Source organism: Aromatoleum evansii (genome assembly GCF_012910805.1).
In the GTDB taxonomy this organism is placed as follows: Bacteria; Pseudomonadota; Gammaproteobacteria; order Burkholderiales; family Rhodocyclaceae; genus Aromatoleum; species Aromatoleum evansii.
On sequence record NZ_WTVK01000002.1, the window covers coordinates 1 to 14,685 of the forward strand.

13 protein-coding genes and 1 pseudogene are annotated in these 14,685 nt (G+C 69.7%); 5 read left to right on the forward strand and 9 right to left on the reverse strand.

Annotated features, from left to right (window positions below):
* Nucleotides 1-69: 69 nt before the first annotated feature.
* The 5 genes and pseudogenes from GO615_RS01095 to GO615_RS01115 all read left to right on the forward strand — a co-directional run.
* Nucleotides 70-288: pseudogene (locus GO615_RS01095) on the forward strand (ABC transporter ATP-binding protein); the annotation flags it as partial.
* Nucleotides 285-1,061, forward strand: coding sequence for an ABC transporter ATP-binding protein (locus tag GO615_RS01100; RefSeq protein WP_169125202.1), 777 nt, complete (start codon nt 285-287; stop codon nt 1,059-1,061). The pseudogene GO615_RS01095 and the gene GO615_RS01100, both read left to right, overlap by 4 nt.
* Complete coding sequence (locus GO615_RS01105; RefSeq protein WP_169125203.1) at nt 1,051-1,788, forward strand: ABC transporter ATP-binding protein; 738 nt, start codon at nt 1,051-1,053, stop codon at nt 1,786-1,788. Before GO615_RS01100 ends, GO615_RS01105 begins: the two co-directional genes overlap by 11 nt.
* A 77-nt stretch (nt 1,789-1,865) precedes the next feature.
* Complete coding sequence (locus GO615_RS01110; protein WP_169125204.1) at nt 1,866-2,309, forward strand: GFA family protein; 444 nt, start codon at nt 1,866-1,868, stop codon at nt 2,307-2,309.
* A 256-nt stretch (nt 2,310-2,565) separates the two neighbouring features.
* On the forward strand, nt 2,566-3,687 hold the full coding sequence (locus tag GO615_RS01115) for a hypothetical protein (RefSeq protein ID WP_169125205.1): 1,122 nt from the start codon (nt 2,566-2,568) through the stop codon (nt 3,685-3,687).
* A gap of 140 nt (nt 3,688-3,827) precedes the next feature.
* Here the strand turns inward: GO615_RS01115 and GO615_RS01120 are convergent, their stop codons facing one another.
* From GO615_RS01120 to GO615_RS01160, 9 genes are all read right to left on the reverse strand, one after another.
* Nucleotides 3,828-4,673 carry a fumarylacetoacetate hydrolase family protein gene (locus tag GO615_RS01120; protein ID WP_169125206.1) on the reverse strand — a complete coding sequence of 282 codons (846 nt, stop codon included), beginning with the start codon at nt 4,671-4,673 and terminating at the stop codon, nt 3,828-3,830.
* A 4-nt stretch (nt 4,674-4,677) separates the two neighbouring features.
* Entirely contained in the window at nt 4,678-5,532 is an 855-nt protein-coding gene (locus GO615_RS01125; RefSeq protein ID WP_169125207.1) for an SDR family NAD(P)-dependent oxidoreductase, read from the reverse strand.
* Nucleotides 5,477-8,104, reverse strand: a complete 2,628-nt coding sequence (locus GO615_RS01130; RefSeq protein ID WP_169125208.1) for a PEP/pyruvate-binding domain-containing protein — start codon at nt 8,102-8,104, stop codon at nt 5,477-5,479. Before GO615_RS01130 ends, GO615_RS01125 begins: the two co-directional genes overlap by 56 nt.
* Nucleotides 8,101-9,081 carry a peptidase U32 family protein gene (locus tag GO615_RS01135; protein ID WP_246262097.1) on the reverse strand — a complete coding sequence of 327 codons (981 nt, stop codon included), beginning with the start codon at nt 9,079-9,081 and terminating at the stop codon, nt 8,101-8,103. The genes GO615_RS01130 and GO615_RS01135 overlap by 4 nt, the downstream gene beginning before the upstream one ends.
* A gap of 5 nt (nt 9,082-9,086) precedes the next feature.
* Nucleotides 9,087-10,016, reverse strand: coding sequence for an ABC transporter substrate-binding protein (locus GO615_RS01140; protein WP_169125209.1), 930 nt, complete (start codon nt 10,014-10,016; stop codon nt 9,087-9,089).
* Nucleotides 10,017-10,165: 149 nt separating this feature from the next.
* A complete protein-coding gene (locus GO615_RS01145) occupies nt 10,166-11,125 on the reverse strand; it encodes a peptidase U32 family protein (RefSeq protein ID WP_169125210.1) in 960 nt (319 codons plus the stop codon).
* Nucleotides 11,122-12,069 (reverse strand): peptidase U32 family protein, encoded by a 948-nt coding sequence (locus tag GO615_RS01150; protein WP_169125211.1) that lies wholly within the window; start codon nt 12,067-12,069, stop codon nt 11,122-11,124. The genes GO615_RS01145 and GO615_RS01150 overlap by 4 nt, the downstream gene beginning before the upstream one ends.
* Before the next feature lie 29 nt (nt 12,070-12,098).
* Nucleotides 12,099-13,073 (reverse strand): peptidase U32 family protein, encoded by a 975-nt coding sequence (locus GO615_RS01155; protein ID WP_169125212.1) that lies wholly within the window; start codon nt 13,071-13,073, stop codon nt 12,099-12,101.
* Between the two features lie 13 nt (nt 13,074-13,086).
* The gene (locus tag GO615_RS01160; RefSeq protein WP_169125213.1) at nt 13,087-14,520 is read right to left on the reverse strand and encodes an aminotransferase class I/II-fold pyridoxal phosphate-dependent enzyme; all 1,434 of its coding nucleotides are present in this window, start codon (nt 14,518-14,520) and stop codon (nt 13,087-13,089) included.
* Between the last annotated feature and the right edge of the window lie 165 nt (nt 14,521-14,685).

A 14,685-nucleotide genomic window follows, 5' to 3' on the forward strand; every position in this document is an offset into this window, starting at 1 on the left:
CCCCTTGGTCCCGCCCCATCCCGGATTTATCTTCACCTTCCCCCGGGATTTATCGTGCCCCCTCTCACGATCATCCTGTCCGCGCTGCCCGAAATACTTCGCCACATTGCCGCCCCGGTGCAGAACGCCCTGTTCGGCCATGTGATCCTCGACCCCGAAGTGCTCCGCATGCTGCTGCTGTCGCTCGCGATGATCCTGATGATGCTGCTCCGCCCGGCGGGCCTGATCCCGGCCAACGCCAAGTACTCCCACATCCGCCACCTGAAGAGCAAGGGGGTGACCGAATGATCACCCTCCTCGAAGCCCGCAACATCGGCAAGCGCTTCGGCGGCCTGCAGGCGCTCTCGGACGTGTCGCTGACGATCCGCAAGGGCGAGGTGTACGGCCTGATCGGACCCAACGGCGCCGGCAAGACGACCTTCTTCAACGTGCTGACGGGCGCCTACACGCCCGACGGCGGCGAGTTCGTGTTCAACGGCACGCCCCTGCCCTCGGGCAAGCCGCATCTGGTGGTGGCACAGGGCATCGCACGCACCTTCCAGAACATCCGCCTGTTCCGCGAGCTCTCGGCGCTCGAGAACGTGATGGCCGGCCACCACATCCGCACCACTGCGGGCGTGTGGGGCATCCTCACGCAGAACAAACACACCGTCGAAGAGGAACGCCTCACCACCGAGCGCGCCTACGAGCTGCTCAAGTACGTCGGCATCGAGCGTTTCGCCACCGCAACGGCGAAGAACCTCTCCTACGGCGACCAGCGTCGCCTGGAAATCGCGCGCGCACTGGCGACCGAGCCGCAACTCCTGGCGCTGGATGAACCGGCCGCGGGCATGAACGCGACGGAGACGGTGCAGCTGAAGAATCTCATCGAGCAGATCCGCGGCGACGGCATTACCGTGCTGCTGATCGAGCACGACGTGAAGCTCGTGATGGGCCTGTGCGACCGTGTCGCCGTGCTCGATTTCGGGCGCAAGATCGCCGAGGACGTGCCGGCCGAGGTACAGAAGAACGAAGCCGTGATCGGCGCCTACCTGGGCGGAGGCCACAAGCATGCACACTAATCCCATCTCCCCCCTGCTGCAGCTCTCCGGCATGCAGGTCGCGTACGGCGGCATCAAGGCCGTCAAGGGCATCGACCTCGAACTGTACCGCGGCGAACTGGTGAGCCTGATCGGCGCCAACGGCGCCGGCAAGACCACCACGCTGAACGCGATCGCGGGCAGCCTGAAGATCGCCGGCGGCGAGATCCACTACGAGGGCGAGAAGGTCCACGTGCTGCCGGCGCACAAGCGCCTGCGTCGCGGCATCGCGCTGGTGCCGGAAGGCCGCGGCATCTTCACGCGCCTGACGGTGGAAGAGAATCTGCGCATGGGCGCCTACACGCGCAACGACACGGCGGCCATCGAGCAGGATCTGGAGCGCGTGTACACCATGCTGCCGCGCGTGAAGGAACGCCTCGCACAGGTCGCCGGCACGCTGTCGGGCGGCGAACAGCAGATGGTCGCCATCGGCCGCGCGCTGCTGTCGCGTCCCAAGCTGCTGCTGCTCGACGAACCGTCGATGGGCCTCGCGCCGCTGGTCGTGGAGAAGATCTTCGAGGTCGTGCAGTCGGTCGCCAAGGAAGGCGTCACGGTCCTGCTCGTCGAGCAGAACGCCAACCTCGCGCTGGAGTTCTCGCAGCGCGCCTACGTGATGGAATCGGGCAAGATCACGCTGACCGGCTCGGGCGCGGAGTTGCTGACCAATCCCAAGGTGCGCGCGGCGTATCTGGGCGAAGAAGCGGCCTGACGCGGCCAACCCACGCAGCGCCGAACGGGCGCCGGGCGCGAAGCTCGGCGCCCGTTTTCTTTTCCGCAGGAGCCCCGGTGCCCCCATCCAAGCTGAAGGGAGCTTGCCATTGCGGCAGCCTCCGCCTCGACATCGAACTGCCCCGCCCCGCGGCGACTTACCCTCCACGCGCCTGCGACTGTGACTACTGCCGCAAGCACGGCGCCGCCTACGTTTCGGACCCGGCCGGACGCCTGCACATCGAGGTCCGCGACCCGACCGCCCTCGGACGCTACCGACAAGGGGATGGACGGGCGGACTTCCTGCTGTGCAGGAACTGCGGCGTGCTCGTCGCCGTGACCTACGCGGAGGGTGCCCGCCTCTATGCTACGGTGAATAGCCGCGTCATCGAGGGCGATCCGGGCTTTCCCGACGCGACGCCGGTGTCGCCGCGGACCCTGGACGCGGACGACAAGGTCGCGCGCTGGAAGGCGGTGTGGTTCGGGGATGTGACGATTGGGGCGAACGGCAGTCCGGGGTAAGGCGGACCGACGGAAATGGGTGACGGCATCGGTCACATGGAATGTGGCAAGGCGGCGCCAATTCTCGCGCGGCGCGGATGGGCTGAAGGCGGCCAGAAGGCGTCGGTCGTGAACGGCTGCTCACGCGCGGCGACACACCCGCGATATATATGCAAAATTTCTGGCGCGGTCACAAACTCTTATTTGCGATGACTTCATGCGGTCAGGAAACGCCAGTTCCCGGCCCCGACGACCTACTGACAATCGGCGCGTGACAATGGCTTTCGAATCCTTCAACCACGTTAGGCGCGATTTACGACTTGACCCGAAAGACTGGGTCAACGCGGAGCATTCCAGATTCCTGAGACAAGGTGGGATTGAGCGAACGCCACAGAACATAGGCTACTGCCCTGAATGGCTACTCCGGCAGTCGTTTGTATGCCCCAACGGCCACACCTTCATCCCGGACTGGCTTGCCAAGCGTCCGCCACTGATGCCCTTCATGTCGGAAGGCAAGCTTTTCCGTCCGGGAACGGGAGAAGTGGTATGTCCGAGTTGCGCGACTCGCTTCGAGGTCCGACTGCCAAGCGTCCCCAAGGAAGATGACGTTTTACTCTACGGCGATGAAGCCATGCGCGACATCGTCACCCCAGGCTGCGACAATCGCTACTGCGTGACCTACTCCCTGATTTCGAGGCCACGGGTCGCCGCCGAGGATCAGGAGTTGCTGGAAGCGTATCGAGCACTGAAGAGCGCGCGCCTAGGCGCGGATACCGTCGTCCACTGCAAGACACTCTTTCATGACGGCAGCAGGAGTGCGGTGAGACTGCCGACAGAGCAAGTGTCCGCGTTCCTGGGTGAGGTAGCGGATCTCCTCGCAAGCCGGGCCGGCAGGTTGGTCATCCTGAACTGCGCAGGGGTGGTCTTCAAGCCGCAGACGTTCAAAAAAAGAGAGCAAGCCGCCTGCAAAGCCCGGGTGTTCGGGCCGCTTGTCCAGTTCGCTATCGAGCAGATGACCAAGCAGGGCCTCTGCCCGCATTTCTTCTTCGAGCGCACCAACGATGACGGCTGGGCCAAGGACTTGTTCGCGGGCGGCAGGCTCACGCTCATGTGGCCCTTCATCACTAACACGCTGCCAGTGAAGTCGCCCGAGTTCGTGCTGCCGATCTCCAGCGAGTATCTGGAGTTTGCGGACATCGTCAGCTTTGCCGTGGCGGACAACATTGCTCGGCGAGCCAACGAACGAGACGGAGACGGCGCACCTTTTCGCCCGAGGATCGACCTCGCTCGATTCGGCATCGTCCACTATCAGGGGTTTATGGAGAACGGCGACGCCATCTCGAAGAGCAGTGTCGGCTACCCGTGGCAGGACTTCTATCGCGGGACCGCCTGGGCTTGATCGGCTTAGCGTCCGCTTCCGGGCATCGAATTTTGTGAGGTGAATGACCGTGCTGGGTCGTCTGCTGCCATCCAGAAATCGGCGTTCCCGCGCGCGGCTTCCGCGGCTCTGCCCTTGTTTTCTCCGCGACGAATGCGTTTTCAGGCGTTCAGCGTGATCACCCGCGAACATTGCTCCCCCAGCCCGGCGATACCCAGGCGCATCGTGTCTCCGTGGCGCAGGTAGCGCGGCGGGGAGCGAAGGAAGCCGCTGCCGGGCGGCGTGCCGGTGAGGAGCACGTCGCCGGGGTGCAGGGTCATGTAGCGGCTCGCGCAGGCGACGAGTTCGGCGCAGGTGAACAGCATGTCGGCGGTGTTTGCCACCTGCATCGTCTCGCCGTCGAGAGTTAGCCACAGGTCCAGCGCCTGCGGGTCTGGCAATTCGTCGCGGGTAACTAGCCAGGGACCGAGCGGGCAGAAGGTGTCGCAGCTCTTGCCCTTGTCCCAGGTGGGGCCGCGGTCGAACTGGAAACTCCTCTCGGAGACGTCGTTGGCGATGCAGTAGCCGGCAACGTGCTCGAGCGCACGTTCGGGTGACACCCGGCTCGCGCGACGGCCGATCACCAGCGCGAGTTCGACTTCCCAATCGCCGCGGGTGGCGCCGGGCGGCAGGCGCACGGCGTCGCGTGCGCCGCACAGCGAGGACGGCGCTTTCAGGAACAGGATGGGTTCGGACGGCAGGGTGTGGCCGCCAGCGGCATGGGCGCGGTAGTTGAGGCCGGCGGCGACGATCTTGCCGACGCCGGCGACGGGCACGCCCAGGCGCGGGCGACCGGACACGGCGGGCAGCGCCCTTGGGTCAAGGCGGCGCAGCGCGGCGAGGCGCGCCGGGGCGAGCGCGGCGCCGTCGATGTCGGGGACGTGGGCGGAGAGGTCACGCAGCACGCCGTTGGCATCGATCAGGCCGGGCCGTTCGCGGCCGCGCGAGCCGTAGCGGACGAGTTTCACGGGCTCAGGCCGGCCAGGTGTGGCTGCCGCCGGCGTTCATCGCGAGGTTGCCGCCGTCGACGGGCAGGAGCACGCCATTGACGGCACGCGCGGCATCGGAGGCGAGGAAGACGGCCGGGCCGACGTAGTCCTCGGGATCGAGGAGGCGCCCCTGCGGCAGGCCGGCGAGGATACGCGGCAGGACGTGGTCGCGGAAGCGCGGGGTGTCGAGGTGGGCGCGCAGGCCCGGCGTGAGGGTCTGGGCGGGCAGGATGGCGTTCACGCGGATGCCGGCGCCGGCATATTCGACGGCGAGTTCGCGCGTCATCTGGTGCACGGCGGCCTTGGTGCAGCCGTAGGGCAGCGCGCCGCGCCCGAGGGCGCTTTCGCCGGCGTTGGAGCCGATGTTGATGATGCTGCCCTGCCCCGCCGGCAGCATGCGGCGCAGCGCGGCCTGGCAGCACAGGAAGTAGCCGGTGAGGTTCACGGCGAGCATGCGGTCCCAATCGGCGGCGGCGAGTTCGTGCGGACGCACGCGGGAGGGGAAGGCGAAAGGGACGTTGACGAGGATGTCGAGTCGGCCCAGCTCCCGGTCGATGCCGGCGAACACGGCCTCGACCTCGTCGGCGATCGCGATGTCGGCGAGGCGCGCAAACGGTGCGGGGCCGAAGTCGGCAAGTTCGCGCGCGGTCTGCGCGAGGCCGTCGGCGTCGATGTCGGCGATCGCCACGCGGGCGCCGGCACGCGCGAGGCCCAGTGCGAGGGCGTGGCCGATGCCGCCGTTGGCGCCGGCGCCGGTGACCAGCGCGATGCGGCCGTCGAGGTCAAACCGTGGCGAGGTGGGTGGCGAGTGGTGCGGCGGGTTTGTGGACGGATTCATCGGCAGGGTCTCCGTGGGCGGATTCGAGCAGGGCGATGCGGCCGCTGGCGCCGTCGAGGACGACACGCTCGCCGTCGGTGATCAGGCGCGTCGCGTCGGGCAGCGCGACCGCGGGGATGCCGGCTTCGCGCGCCTGGCAGGCGCTGTGGGCGAGAAGCCCGCCGACTTCGACGACGAGCCCCGCGACGATGCGGAACAAGGGCGTGACGCCGAGGTTGGCGGCGCGCAGGACGAGGATCTCGTCGCCACGCCAGCCTTCGGTCGGCACCGGCTCGCCGGGGGCAAAGACGCGCGCGACGCCGCAGACCTTGCCGGGCGACAGCGGCGTGCCGCTCCAGGCGCTTGCGCCTTCCCCAGCACCGGCGCGGGTCGTGGGCACGCCGATGGCATCGACGCGCGAGCCGAACACGACAGCCGGAACACAGTGGAGGCGTGCGGCGAGACGCGCCAGCGCGTGCTCGGCGGCACGACGCTCGGCGCGCCGGCGCAAGGCCGAGGGGTCGCGCAGCGCGGCGGGCAGTTCGCGCGAGTGGAGATGGAAGATCAGTTCGTCGGGCCAGCCGAGGTGCGCGCCGAGGCGCAGCGCGGCACGGCGGACAAGGGCATGGACGACGGTGTAGTGGTGCTTGATCGTCTCGCGCAGCGGCAGGAAATGCTGCGCGAAGGCGAGCGCCTCGAAGAGGGCCGCGCGCGCGGCATCGTCGGCGCCGGCTGCAGCGAGCCGCCGGGCGAGTTCCGCCTCGGCCGTGCGACGCACCGCCTGCTGGTGCGCGAACTCCGCCGCCGGCCGGCGGCCGCTCGCGCGCAGGTTCGCGAGCAGCTCGTCGAGGCGGTCGGGATTCTCGGCCAGGCGCGCCTCGGCGAGTTCGAGTTCGTTGTCGGCACAGTGGCCGTAGGCGGCGAGGTAGTCCGCGCGGCTGCGGCGCCCCTCGGCGACCTCTTCCAGCCACAGCGCCTGGCGCGTGATCAGGCTACCGGACAGTCCGGACAACAGACGCGCGCACAGCGCTTCGCTGTCCGTTCCGAAACGGGCTTCGAGCGTGTGGCGGACTTCGGTCGCGAAATGAAAACCGAGCCGCGCGGCGATCACGAATTCGACGCAGGGCCCGGTGCGCAGGAAGCGCACGAGCTCCGACACGGCGGCAACGACACGGCGGGGATCGCCGGCCGTGACGGCGTCGGCGAGCGCGGCGGGAACGCCAAGGCGCGGCTCGACCTGCGTTTCGTAGCGGGCGCGGTAGTCGCGGGCCGCTGCGCGCATGCCCTGCCCGAAGCGCGCGCGCACCGCTGCGGCCGGCGCGTCGGCAGGCAGCCGACCGTACAGGCGCACTTCGGGATAGTTGGCGAGCGAGGGGTCGGCGGCGACACGGGCGAGATAGTCGTCGACGGGGGGCTCCGCGCCGTCGCCGAAAGTGGCGGCGTCGACTTCGAGGTTGAAGCACAGCTGTCCGGCGACGAGCTCGTACAGGTGATCGACGCAGCGCGGATCGAAGCGATAGCCGAGGCGGCGGCGCCCGGTGACGATCGCGCCGCGACGGCCGGCGAAGATGTCGCGGAACAGGCCGAAACTCATCCCCGTCGGTGTCGGCAGCAGTTCGCCGACGTTGCCGTTGCTGAGCACCAGTTCGCTGCCATGCAGCACGCCGCGCCGGCGCAGGTTGGTGAACTTGCGCCCGAGGCGCCGCCGCTCGCGGGCAAGATATTGTTCCAGCCCGCCACCGCCTGCCGTGCTCGCGGCGACGAGCGGGCGTGCCTGCAGCAGCCACACGCCGCACAGGTCGACGGCGAATTCGACATCCTGCGGTCCGCCGAAGAAGGCCTCCGCGCGCAGCGCGAGCCGGGCGACTTCGCGTGCCTCGGCGGGTGTCAGGCAGGCGGCGCGGGCGCGCTGCGGGCGCACCGCATGCGTTCCATCAACAGCGAGCGCCTCGCGCTTGTGGCCGATGCGCTTCCTCAGCAGGCGGCCGGCGTGGGACAGGACGAAGCTGTCGCCGACATGGCTGCCCGCGGCGAGCGGTTCCGCCAGCCCCCATACGGCATCGACGTGCACCTCGCGGCGCTTCGGGTCGAGCGGCGCGCGCGTGTAGGCGATGCCGGCGGCGACGGCCGGCACGAGGCGCTGCACGAGCACCGCCAGCGCCGCATCGGCGTGACCAAGCCGGGCGCGGTACTCTATTGCGGCCGGTTCCGCCCATGACGCAATGCAGCGTTCCAGCGCGGCGAGCAGCGCCGCCTCGCCGTGCACGCCCAGTTCGGTGGCGTAGACGCCGGCGTAGCTCGCGCCCTCGCCATCCTCCTCGATCGCCGAGCTGCGCACCGCTACGCGCCCACCGAGGTCGCGATAGGCCGCCAGCAACGCGGCGCGCACGTCCTCGCGGGCAGGCCCGCCCGCGCGCCAGGCCGCGACGGCCGCCGCGGTGACGCAGAAGCCGGCGCTCACGGGGAAGCCGGCTGCGAGCAGCAGGCCCTGGCGCAGCGCCTTGTTGCCAACCGCACGGGCGTCGGCCGGCGTGAGCGCGGCGAGGTCGCGGATCCAGGCGGACGCCGTCGGGGCGCCCTCCTCCTTGCTCACGCCGCAACTCCGGCATGGAGCGCGCGGCCCGCCCGCTCCGCGCCGCGGATGCGGGAATCGTCGCGGTTGTCGCGCTCCCCGCTCCAGCGGTCCTTGAGTTCCAGCCATTCCGGCGCGAAGCCTTCGACGCGCTCGCCACGCAGCGCCGCGTCGAGCACGCGCCGGTAGAAGCCGACGATATCCGCGACGAGCGGCGCGGAGCGCTCGCGACCGGGGATCTTGAAGCGCTCGACGCCCATCGCGACGTATTCCGGCACTTCCCACAGCAGCAGCTCGGGGCTGCTCTTCAGGCGCGGCGAATCGGGATGGCGGCGCTCCCCGGCGGTGAGCGACCACTCGCCGCGGCAGATGCGGTAGCAGCTCCCGCCACGCGCCGCGGAGCCGAGGTAGAGATCCTTGTCGTCGTCGCCGCGCAGGTGCTTCACGTGGAAGTAGCTGCTCGAATAGCAGCGCCCGGGGCAGATGCGGCCGCGATGCGGGTTCTGGAACAGGAAGGCTTCGAGCTTCATCGGGCTCGCGGCGCGGATCTGCGCCGCCTCGTCCACACCCCAGCGGTAGGGCAGCACGACGTAGTCGGCCCCCAGCTCATCGTAGAAGCGCACGTCCTCGACGTTGAACACGCCGGCGGTGACGCTGACGTGGATGTCGAGCGCGGGATGCGCGCGGCGCACCAGCGGGATCAGGCCGGGGTCGCAGACCATCACACCGCTGACGCCGATCTTCGCGAAGCTCGCGACGCGGTCGAGGAACAGGCCGACCTCGTCGGGCGCCGGCATCACATTGATCGCGACGCGCACGTCCTTGCCATCCCGCGCGGCCTCGGCGACCAGTTCGGCGATCGCACCGTCGTCGAGCTCGTCGGTGGCGGGGCGGCGGCTCCAGCCGCGCGGGCCGACATAGACCGAATCGGCGCCGCGCGCGAGCGACGCGTAGGCCATTTCGAGGCTGCCACCGGGGGCCATCAGGATCGTCATCATTCACCTCACAGAAGGAGGCCGGCGGCGAGGCAGCCGGCCGGCAGTGCATGTCGGGGAGCGCCGGGCGGCGCCATCAGGTCGGCGAGCTCCTGCAGCCGCGCGGCCATCTCCGGCGCCCACGCGAGGCCGACGCGCGCGAGCCACTTGCGGCGCAGCGCTGCACCGGCCCAGCTGCCCACGGGCACGCCGGAAACGCGCGACCACAGGCCGGGATCCGCGCGCAGGCGGGCCGCCGCGGCGCTCACCGAGCGTGCGAAGCCCTGCAGCAGGGCGGGCGCCGAGCGCGGCAAGTCCTCGTGACACACGAAAAAACTCGTCGGCACCTGCGGCCGCGGAACGGGAAAGGTCGCGAGCAGCCCGGCCAGGTCGCAGACCTCCCGGAAGGCTCCGCCCGCGACGAGTCCGGGCACCTGGTGCCAGTACAGCAGCGCCGCATCGAGCCCGCCGCCGCACAGGGCGTCGTGCAGGGCGCTCTTCGAGCCGGCAGCGATGCAATGCGACACCTCCGCCGGATCGAAGCCGTGGCGCAGCCGGCACGCGGCGCGCAGCAACAGCCAGTTCTTGTCCTGCGCATGGACGAGGCCGATGCGCTTGCCCGGCAGGTCCGCGAGGCTGCGCAGCGCGCCACCGCGCGGGGCGACGAGACCGCCGAAGATCGCGCCGTACGGGGCGGCCGCGACCAGCGGCAGGCCGGCGGCGCGATGGCGCGCGAGCGACAGCCAGTCGGTGTCGATGAGCTCGACCTCGCCGTCGATCAGCCGCGCCTCGGTCGCGTGGCGTTCGCCGCGTATGCGGTCGTCGCCCAGTTGCAGCGCGAGGCGATAGCCGTTGGCCTCGTCGAGGCCGCAGGCGACGATCGCGCGCATCAGCCACGCGCCGCTGCCGGTCGCCTCGAAGGCCGCGCGCAGGGTGGGCAGGGTGCTAACAGCGAACATCCGACACCCCGCCGAGAATACCGCGCACCGTAGGGCGGGAGGAGCGCAGCGCATCCCGCCAATCCGATCGCCGGAATCCTTCCGATCGCCGCGTGGCGGGATACGCCTGCGGCTCCTCCCGCCCTACGTGGTCGGCCGCGAATGCCGGCTCAGGCCACATAGCTCGCCGCCCGATCCATCAGGGTATCGACACGCTTCGCCTTTTCGCGCACCCAGCGCCCGCGCAGTTCGGCGAGCTCGGCGGCGTGGTGGCCGAGATCGGTCGCGCCGGCGGCGACCTCGTCGATCGCCCGACGGTAGAAGCGCACGAGATCGCGGATCATGCCGACCGGCCGCTCGCGCCCGGAGAGCTTGAAGCAGCTGACGCCGGCCGCGACGAAGGCCGGCAGCTGGGCGAGCATCAGGCGCGCGTCGCGGCGCAGCTTGATCTCGACCGGGTCCGCGCCCACCGCGCCGAATTCCCAGTTGGCCTGGCACACGCGATAGCACTCCTTGGCGCCGCGGTTCGCGCTGCCGTGGAAGTCGCGGCTGCCCTCGACCTCCTTCCAGTCGCGAAAGCGCAGGTAGCTGCTCATGATGCATTTGCCGGGGCACAGCTTGCCGGTCTGCACCGTCTCGAACAGGAAGGTCTCCAGCCCGATGTCGCTCGCGCGGCGCACGGATTCGATCTCGGCGACGTCCCAGCGGTAGGGGAGGATGATCACGTCGGCGCCGGCGTCGCGGTAGAAGGCCGCATCGGCAAGGTTGCTGATGCCGCTGCCGATGCTCACGTGCAGCACCGTGTCCGGGATCTCGCGGCGCAGCGCACACATCAGGCCCACGTCGGTGACGATGAAGCCGGAAGCGCCGTCGGCCGCGTAGCGCAGCGCCTTGTCGACGAAGCGTCCGAAGTCGTACGGCGTCGGGAAGGTGTTGAGCACCACCCGCAGCTCCGCGCCGCGGCTGCGGGCGTAGGTGGCGGCCTCGCGGATCGCGTCGTCGCTCATCTCGGATTCGTAGGGCCGGCGCGAGAAACCGAGCGGGCCGACGTAGATGATGTCGGCGCCCTGGTCGACCGCCGCTTGCGCCATCTCGAGCGAACCGGCCGGGGCGAGCAGCCTGGCGATCATCTGTCGCGTCCGATGTAGCGCTGGCCCGCGCCTTCGAAGTAATAGCCGTTGCACAGGCCTTCGCGCGCGAGGCCGGCGAGCGTATCCAGCGCCGGCGCGAAATCCCCCGCGGCCTCGCCGGCGAAGGCACGCGCCAGCGCGTCGCGATAGATGTGCCCGACGGCCGCCGCATAGCCCGGCGCCTCGCCCTTGTTATGCACGTAGAAGTGCTTCAAGCCCATGCCAGCAAGCCGCTCGCCATGCTCGACCATGCACAGGTCCTTGCCCGACAGCGTCATGCGCCCGGTGTCCTTGAGCGACCAGTCGGCGCGGCTGCCGTCGTCGCGGCCGCGCTTGAGCCAGTGCTCCTGCGTGCATTGGTAGGAACAGCTGCCCTCGCCGCAGCCGCCCTCGGCACCCTCCTCGCTGTGCTCGAGGATGAAGCAGGTCTCCGAGATCACCAGCGGGATCTTGCCGTGCACCGGCACCAGCACCTCGATGTCGGCGTGCTCGGCGATGTAGCGTACCTCGTCGAGCGACAGTTCCGGGTTGGGATACACCCGCGTCACGCCGTGGTCCTTGAGCACCTTCGCGGTCTCGTGCGTGTACAGGTTGCCGAACACCCCAAGGTGGATCGGCGCCGTGCAGCCGCGCTCGCGCAGCATGCGCAGCACGCCGAGGTTATGCACCTCCAGCGCGTCGAAGGGCAGCTGGAGTGCGGTGTCGATGACGTCGCCGACCCAGTCGAGATCGTCGTTGCCGGGCACTGCATAGAGACGCAGGTAGGCCTTCTGGCCGTTCGCATGGACGTGCTGCAACCCGGCTTCGAGCAGCTCCGCGTGCGAGCTGAAGTTGTTCGGATACTCGGGGCAGGAGAAATCGCCGAGGTAGATCGCGTCGTAGGCCGAGAAATCGCCCTCGCGCAGTTCCTTCAGGTTGCCGACGTCGGTGGATAGTTCGAACATGTGTGGTCTCCTCGCAGGGGGCTATTGGCTTAAGCGGCGGCGACGCGCCGGGATTCGTCGATCGCCTGGCGCAGCAGGCGGTTGTCGCGCTTGGCGCGCTCGGTCATCCAGCGCCCGCGCAGGATCTCGAGCTCGGACGCGAATACGGAAAGATCCGGGCGGTCCGATTCGAGGATCGTGTCGACCGCGCGCCGGTACACGCGCACGATGTCGCGCACCAGCACCGTCGAACGGTCGCGCCCGGGCACCTTCAGGCAATCGACACCGGCGGCGAGGTAGTCCGGCAGCTCCTCCAGCCACAGCGCGGGGTTGGTCTTGATCGTCATCGGCATGCGGTAATCGATGTCGTCGACGTTGAAGTTCCACTCCGTCTGGCACACCCGCAGGCAGTCGCCGCCGCGCGAGGCCGAGCCGAAGAAGTGGTCCTTGCCCTCGGTGTCGAGCCAGCGGCGGAAGCTGAAATAGCTGCTCATGTTGCATTTCCCCGGACAGATCTTGCCGCCCGAGGGGGTCTTGAACAGGAAGACCTCGATGCCGACCTTGCCCGCGCCCTTGATCTGGCGGATCTCCTCCACCGACAGGCGATACGGCAGCACGACGTAGTCCGCGCCGAGTTCGCGCAGGAAGCGCACGTCCTCGTAGTTGGTGATGCCGCAACCGACGCTGGTATGCACGTTCACGTGCGGCAGGCGCTCCTTCACCAGCCGCATCGCGCCGAGGTCGCTGATCATGAAGCCCTGCGCGCCCCAGCCCGCATAGCGCTCGACGCGCTCGACGAACATCGGCAGCTCGGTCGAGCTCGGCAGCGTGTTCACGACCACACGCACCTCCTTGCCGCGCGCGAGCGCGTAGTCGATCGTGTGGCGGATCTCGTCGTCGTTGAGCTCGTCCTGCGCACCGCGCCGGCTCCAGCCGACCACGCCGACATACACCGCGTCCGCGCCCTCGTCGAGCACCGTCTTCGCCATCTCCAGCGTGCCGCCGGGGGCCATCATCATCACCATCTTCACGTCTCCTTCAGGCCGGGATCGCTGCCCGGCATTCGTGGTCTTCGCGCAGCAACTCGCCCAGCGCGGCGAGGAAACGCGCGTTCTCGGCAGGCAGGCCGACGCTCACGCGGATGTGGTCCGGCAGGCCGTAGCGGGCCATGCACTTCACCGCGACGCCGCGTTGCGCCAGGCGGGCGAGCGCCTCGCGCGGCGCGCGCAGCAATACGAAGTTCGCCGCCGAAGGCACGAACTCGACACCCAGGCGCCTGAGTCCCGCCATCAGCACCGCCCGCCCGCGCGCATTGGCGGCGACGCTGGCACGGCGGTGCGCGTCGTCCGCCAGCGCCGCGAGCGCCGCGGCCTGCGCCAGCGACCCAACGTGGTACTGCGGACACAGTGCGGCCAGCCGCCGCACCAGCGCCTCGGGCGCGAAGCCGTAGCCGACGCGCAGGCCCGCGAGCCCCTCGACCTTTGACAACGAGCGCAGCGCCAGCACCGGTGCGCCGCGCCGCACGTCCGCCGCCGCATCGATCAGATCATGCCCCTCGGCGTAGTCACGGTAGGCCTCGTCGAGCAGCAGCACGGCCCCGTCGGGCAAGGCATCACGCAGGTGCGCCCAGTCGGCGGGCGCCATCAGCGTTCCAGTCGGGTTGTGCGGCGATGCGACGATCACGAGGCGGGTCGCGGGCGTCAGGCGCGCGAGGTATTCCGCGACCGCGTAGCAGCTTCCCGCGAGCGGGACCGTGACGACACGCGCACCGGCGCGAGCGGCGGCCGAGCGGTAGGCGGGAAAGGCCGGATCGGGGATCAGCACCTCGCCGCCGGCACCGGCGAAGGCGCGCAGCGCGAGGTCGATCAGGTCGCACGCGCCGTTGCCGATGACGATCTGCGCGGCCGAAAGTCCCAGCCGGCGGGCCAGCGCGTCGCGCAATACGCCGCTGTCGGCCGCCGGATAGCGATGCAGGCCCGCGCTCGCACGGAGGATCGCGGCGCGCGCCGCGGGCGAGGGTCCGGCAGGATTCTCGTTGCCGGAGAGATCCACGCCGGGCAGGTCCGCGCCGGCGTAATGCGCACGGATCGACGCGACCAGCGCAGGATGGGGTTCGGCCTGCGGCCGCGCTGCGCGCACCCTCGCGAAGGACTCGTCGAGCGGCAGGCCGAGGTATTCGTGCAGGAAACAGGCGGCCAGCGCCGGCGAGCGCGAGATACCCTGCTCGCAGTGCATCAGCACCCGGTGCCCTGCGGCGATACGGCCAGCGAGGAAGGCCGCGGCCTCGCGGATCGTCGCGGCGGGCAGCGCGACGCGGTCGGCCACTGCCAGCCCCAGCTGCAGCGCCACCTCCGCCGGGCGCGCCAGCGGCGCCAGCGACAGCAGCGTGTCGATGCCTGCCGTCCGCAGCGCGGCGCCGTCGGCGGCATCGGCGCGGCTTCCCACGGCCAGCTGCGGCATCACGAAATCCATTCCATTCCCCTCCGGGCCACGCCTGCGAACATGTCGACATCATCGACACGTGCGCCCCGGCGCGACACGGCAGGATCATGAAGCGGAGATCATGATTTTCTGCAATTCCATCTCGTCATTATGGTTATGTACCTGCAGCCGGCCCGGCGTGCTGTCGCGCAGCAC

Bases quoted from the DNA above. Each gene is read 5' to 3' on its own strand.
- GO615_RS01115 (WP_169125205.1), top strand. From the start codon at position 2,566: ATGGCTTTCGAATCCTTCAACCACGTTAGGCGCGATTTACGACTTGAC.
- GO615_RS01105 (WP_169125203.1), top strand. From the start codon at position 1,051: ATGCACACTAATCCCATCTCCCCCCTGCTGCAGCTCTCCGGCATGCAG.
- GO615_RS01135 (WP_246262097.1), bottom strand. From the start codon at position 9,081: ATGATGACGATCCTGATGGCCCCCGGTGGCAGCCTCGAAATGGCCTAC.
- GO615_RS01125 (WP_169125207.1), bottom strand. From the start codon at position 5,532: ATGAATCCGTCCACAAACCCGCCGCACCACTCGCCACCCACCTCGCCA.
- GO615_RS01150 (WP_169125211.1), bottom strand. From the start codon at position 12,069: ATGTTCGAACTATCCACCGACGTCGGCAACCTGAAGGAACTGCGCGAG.
- GO615_RS01160 (WP_169125213.1), bottom strand. From the start codon at position 14,520: ATGGATTTCGTGATGCCGCAGCTGGCCGTGGGAAGCCGCGCCGATGCC.
- GO615_RS01145 (WP_169125210.1), bottom strand. From the start codon at position 11,125: ATGATCGCCAGGCTGCTCGCCCCGGCCGGTTCGCTCGAGATGGCGCAA.
- GO615_RS01155 (WP_169125212.1), bottom strand. From the start codon at position 13,073: ATGGTGATGATGATGGCCCCCGGCGGCACGCTGGAGATGGCGAAGACG.
- GO615_RS01100 (WP_169125202.1), top strand. From the start codon at position 285: ATGATCACCCTCCTCGAAGCCCGCAACATCGGCAAGCGCTTCGGCGGC.
- GO615_RS01140 (WP_169125209.1), bottom strand. From the start codon at position 10,016: ATGTTCGCTGTTAGCACCCTGCCCACCCTGCGCGCGGCCTTCGAGGCG.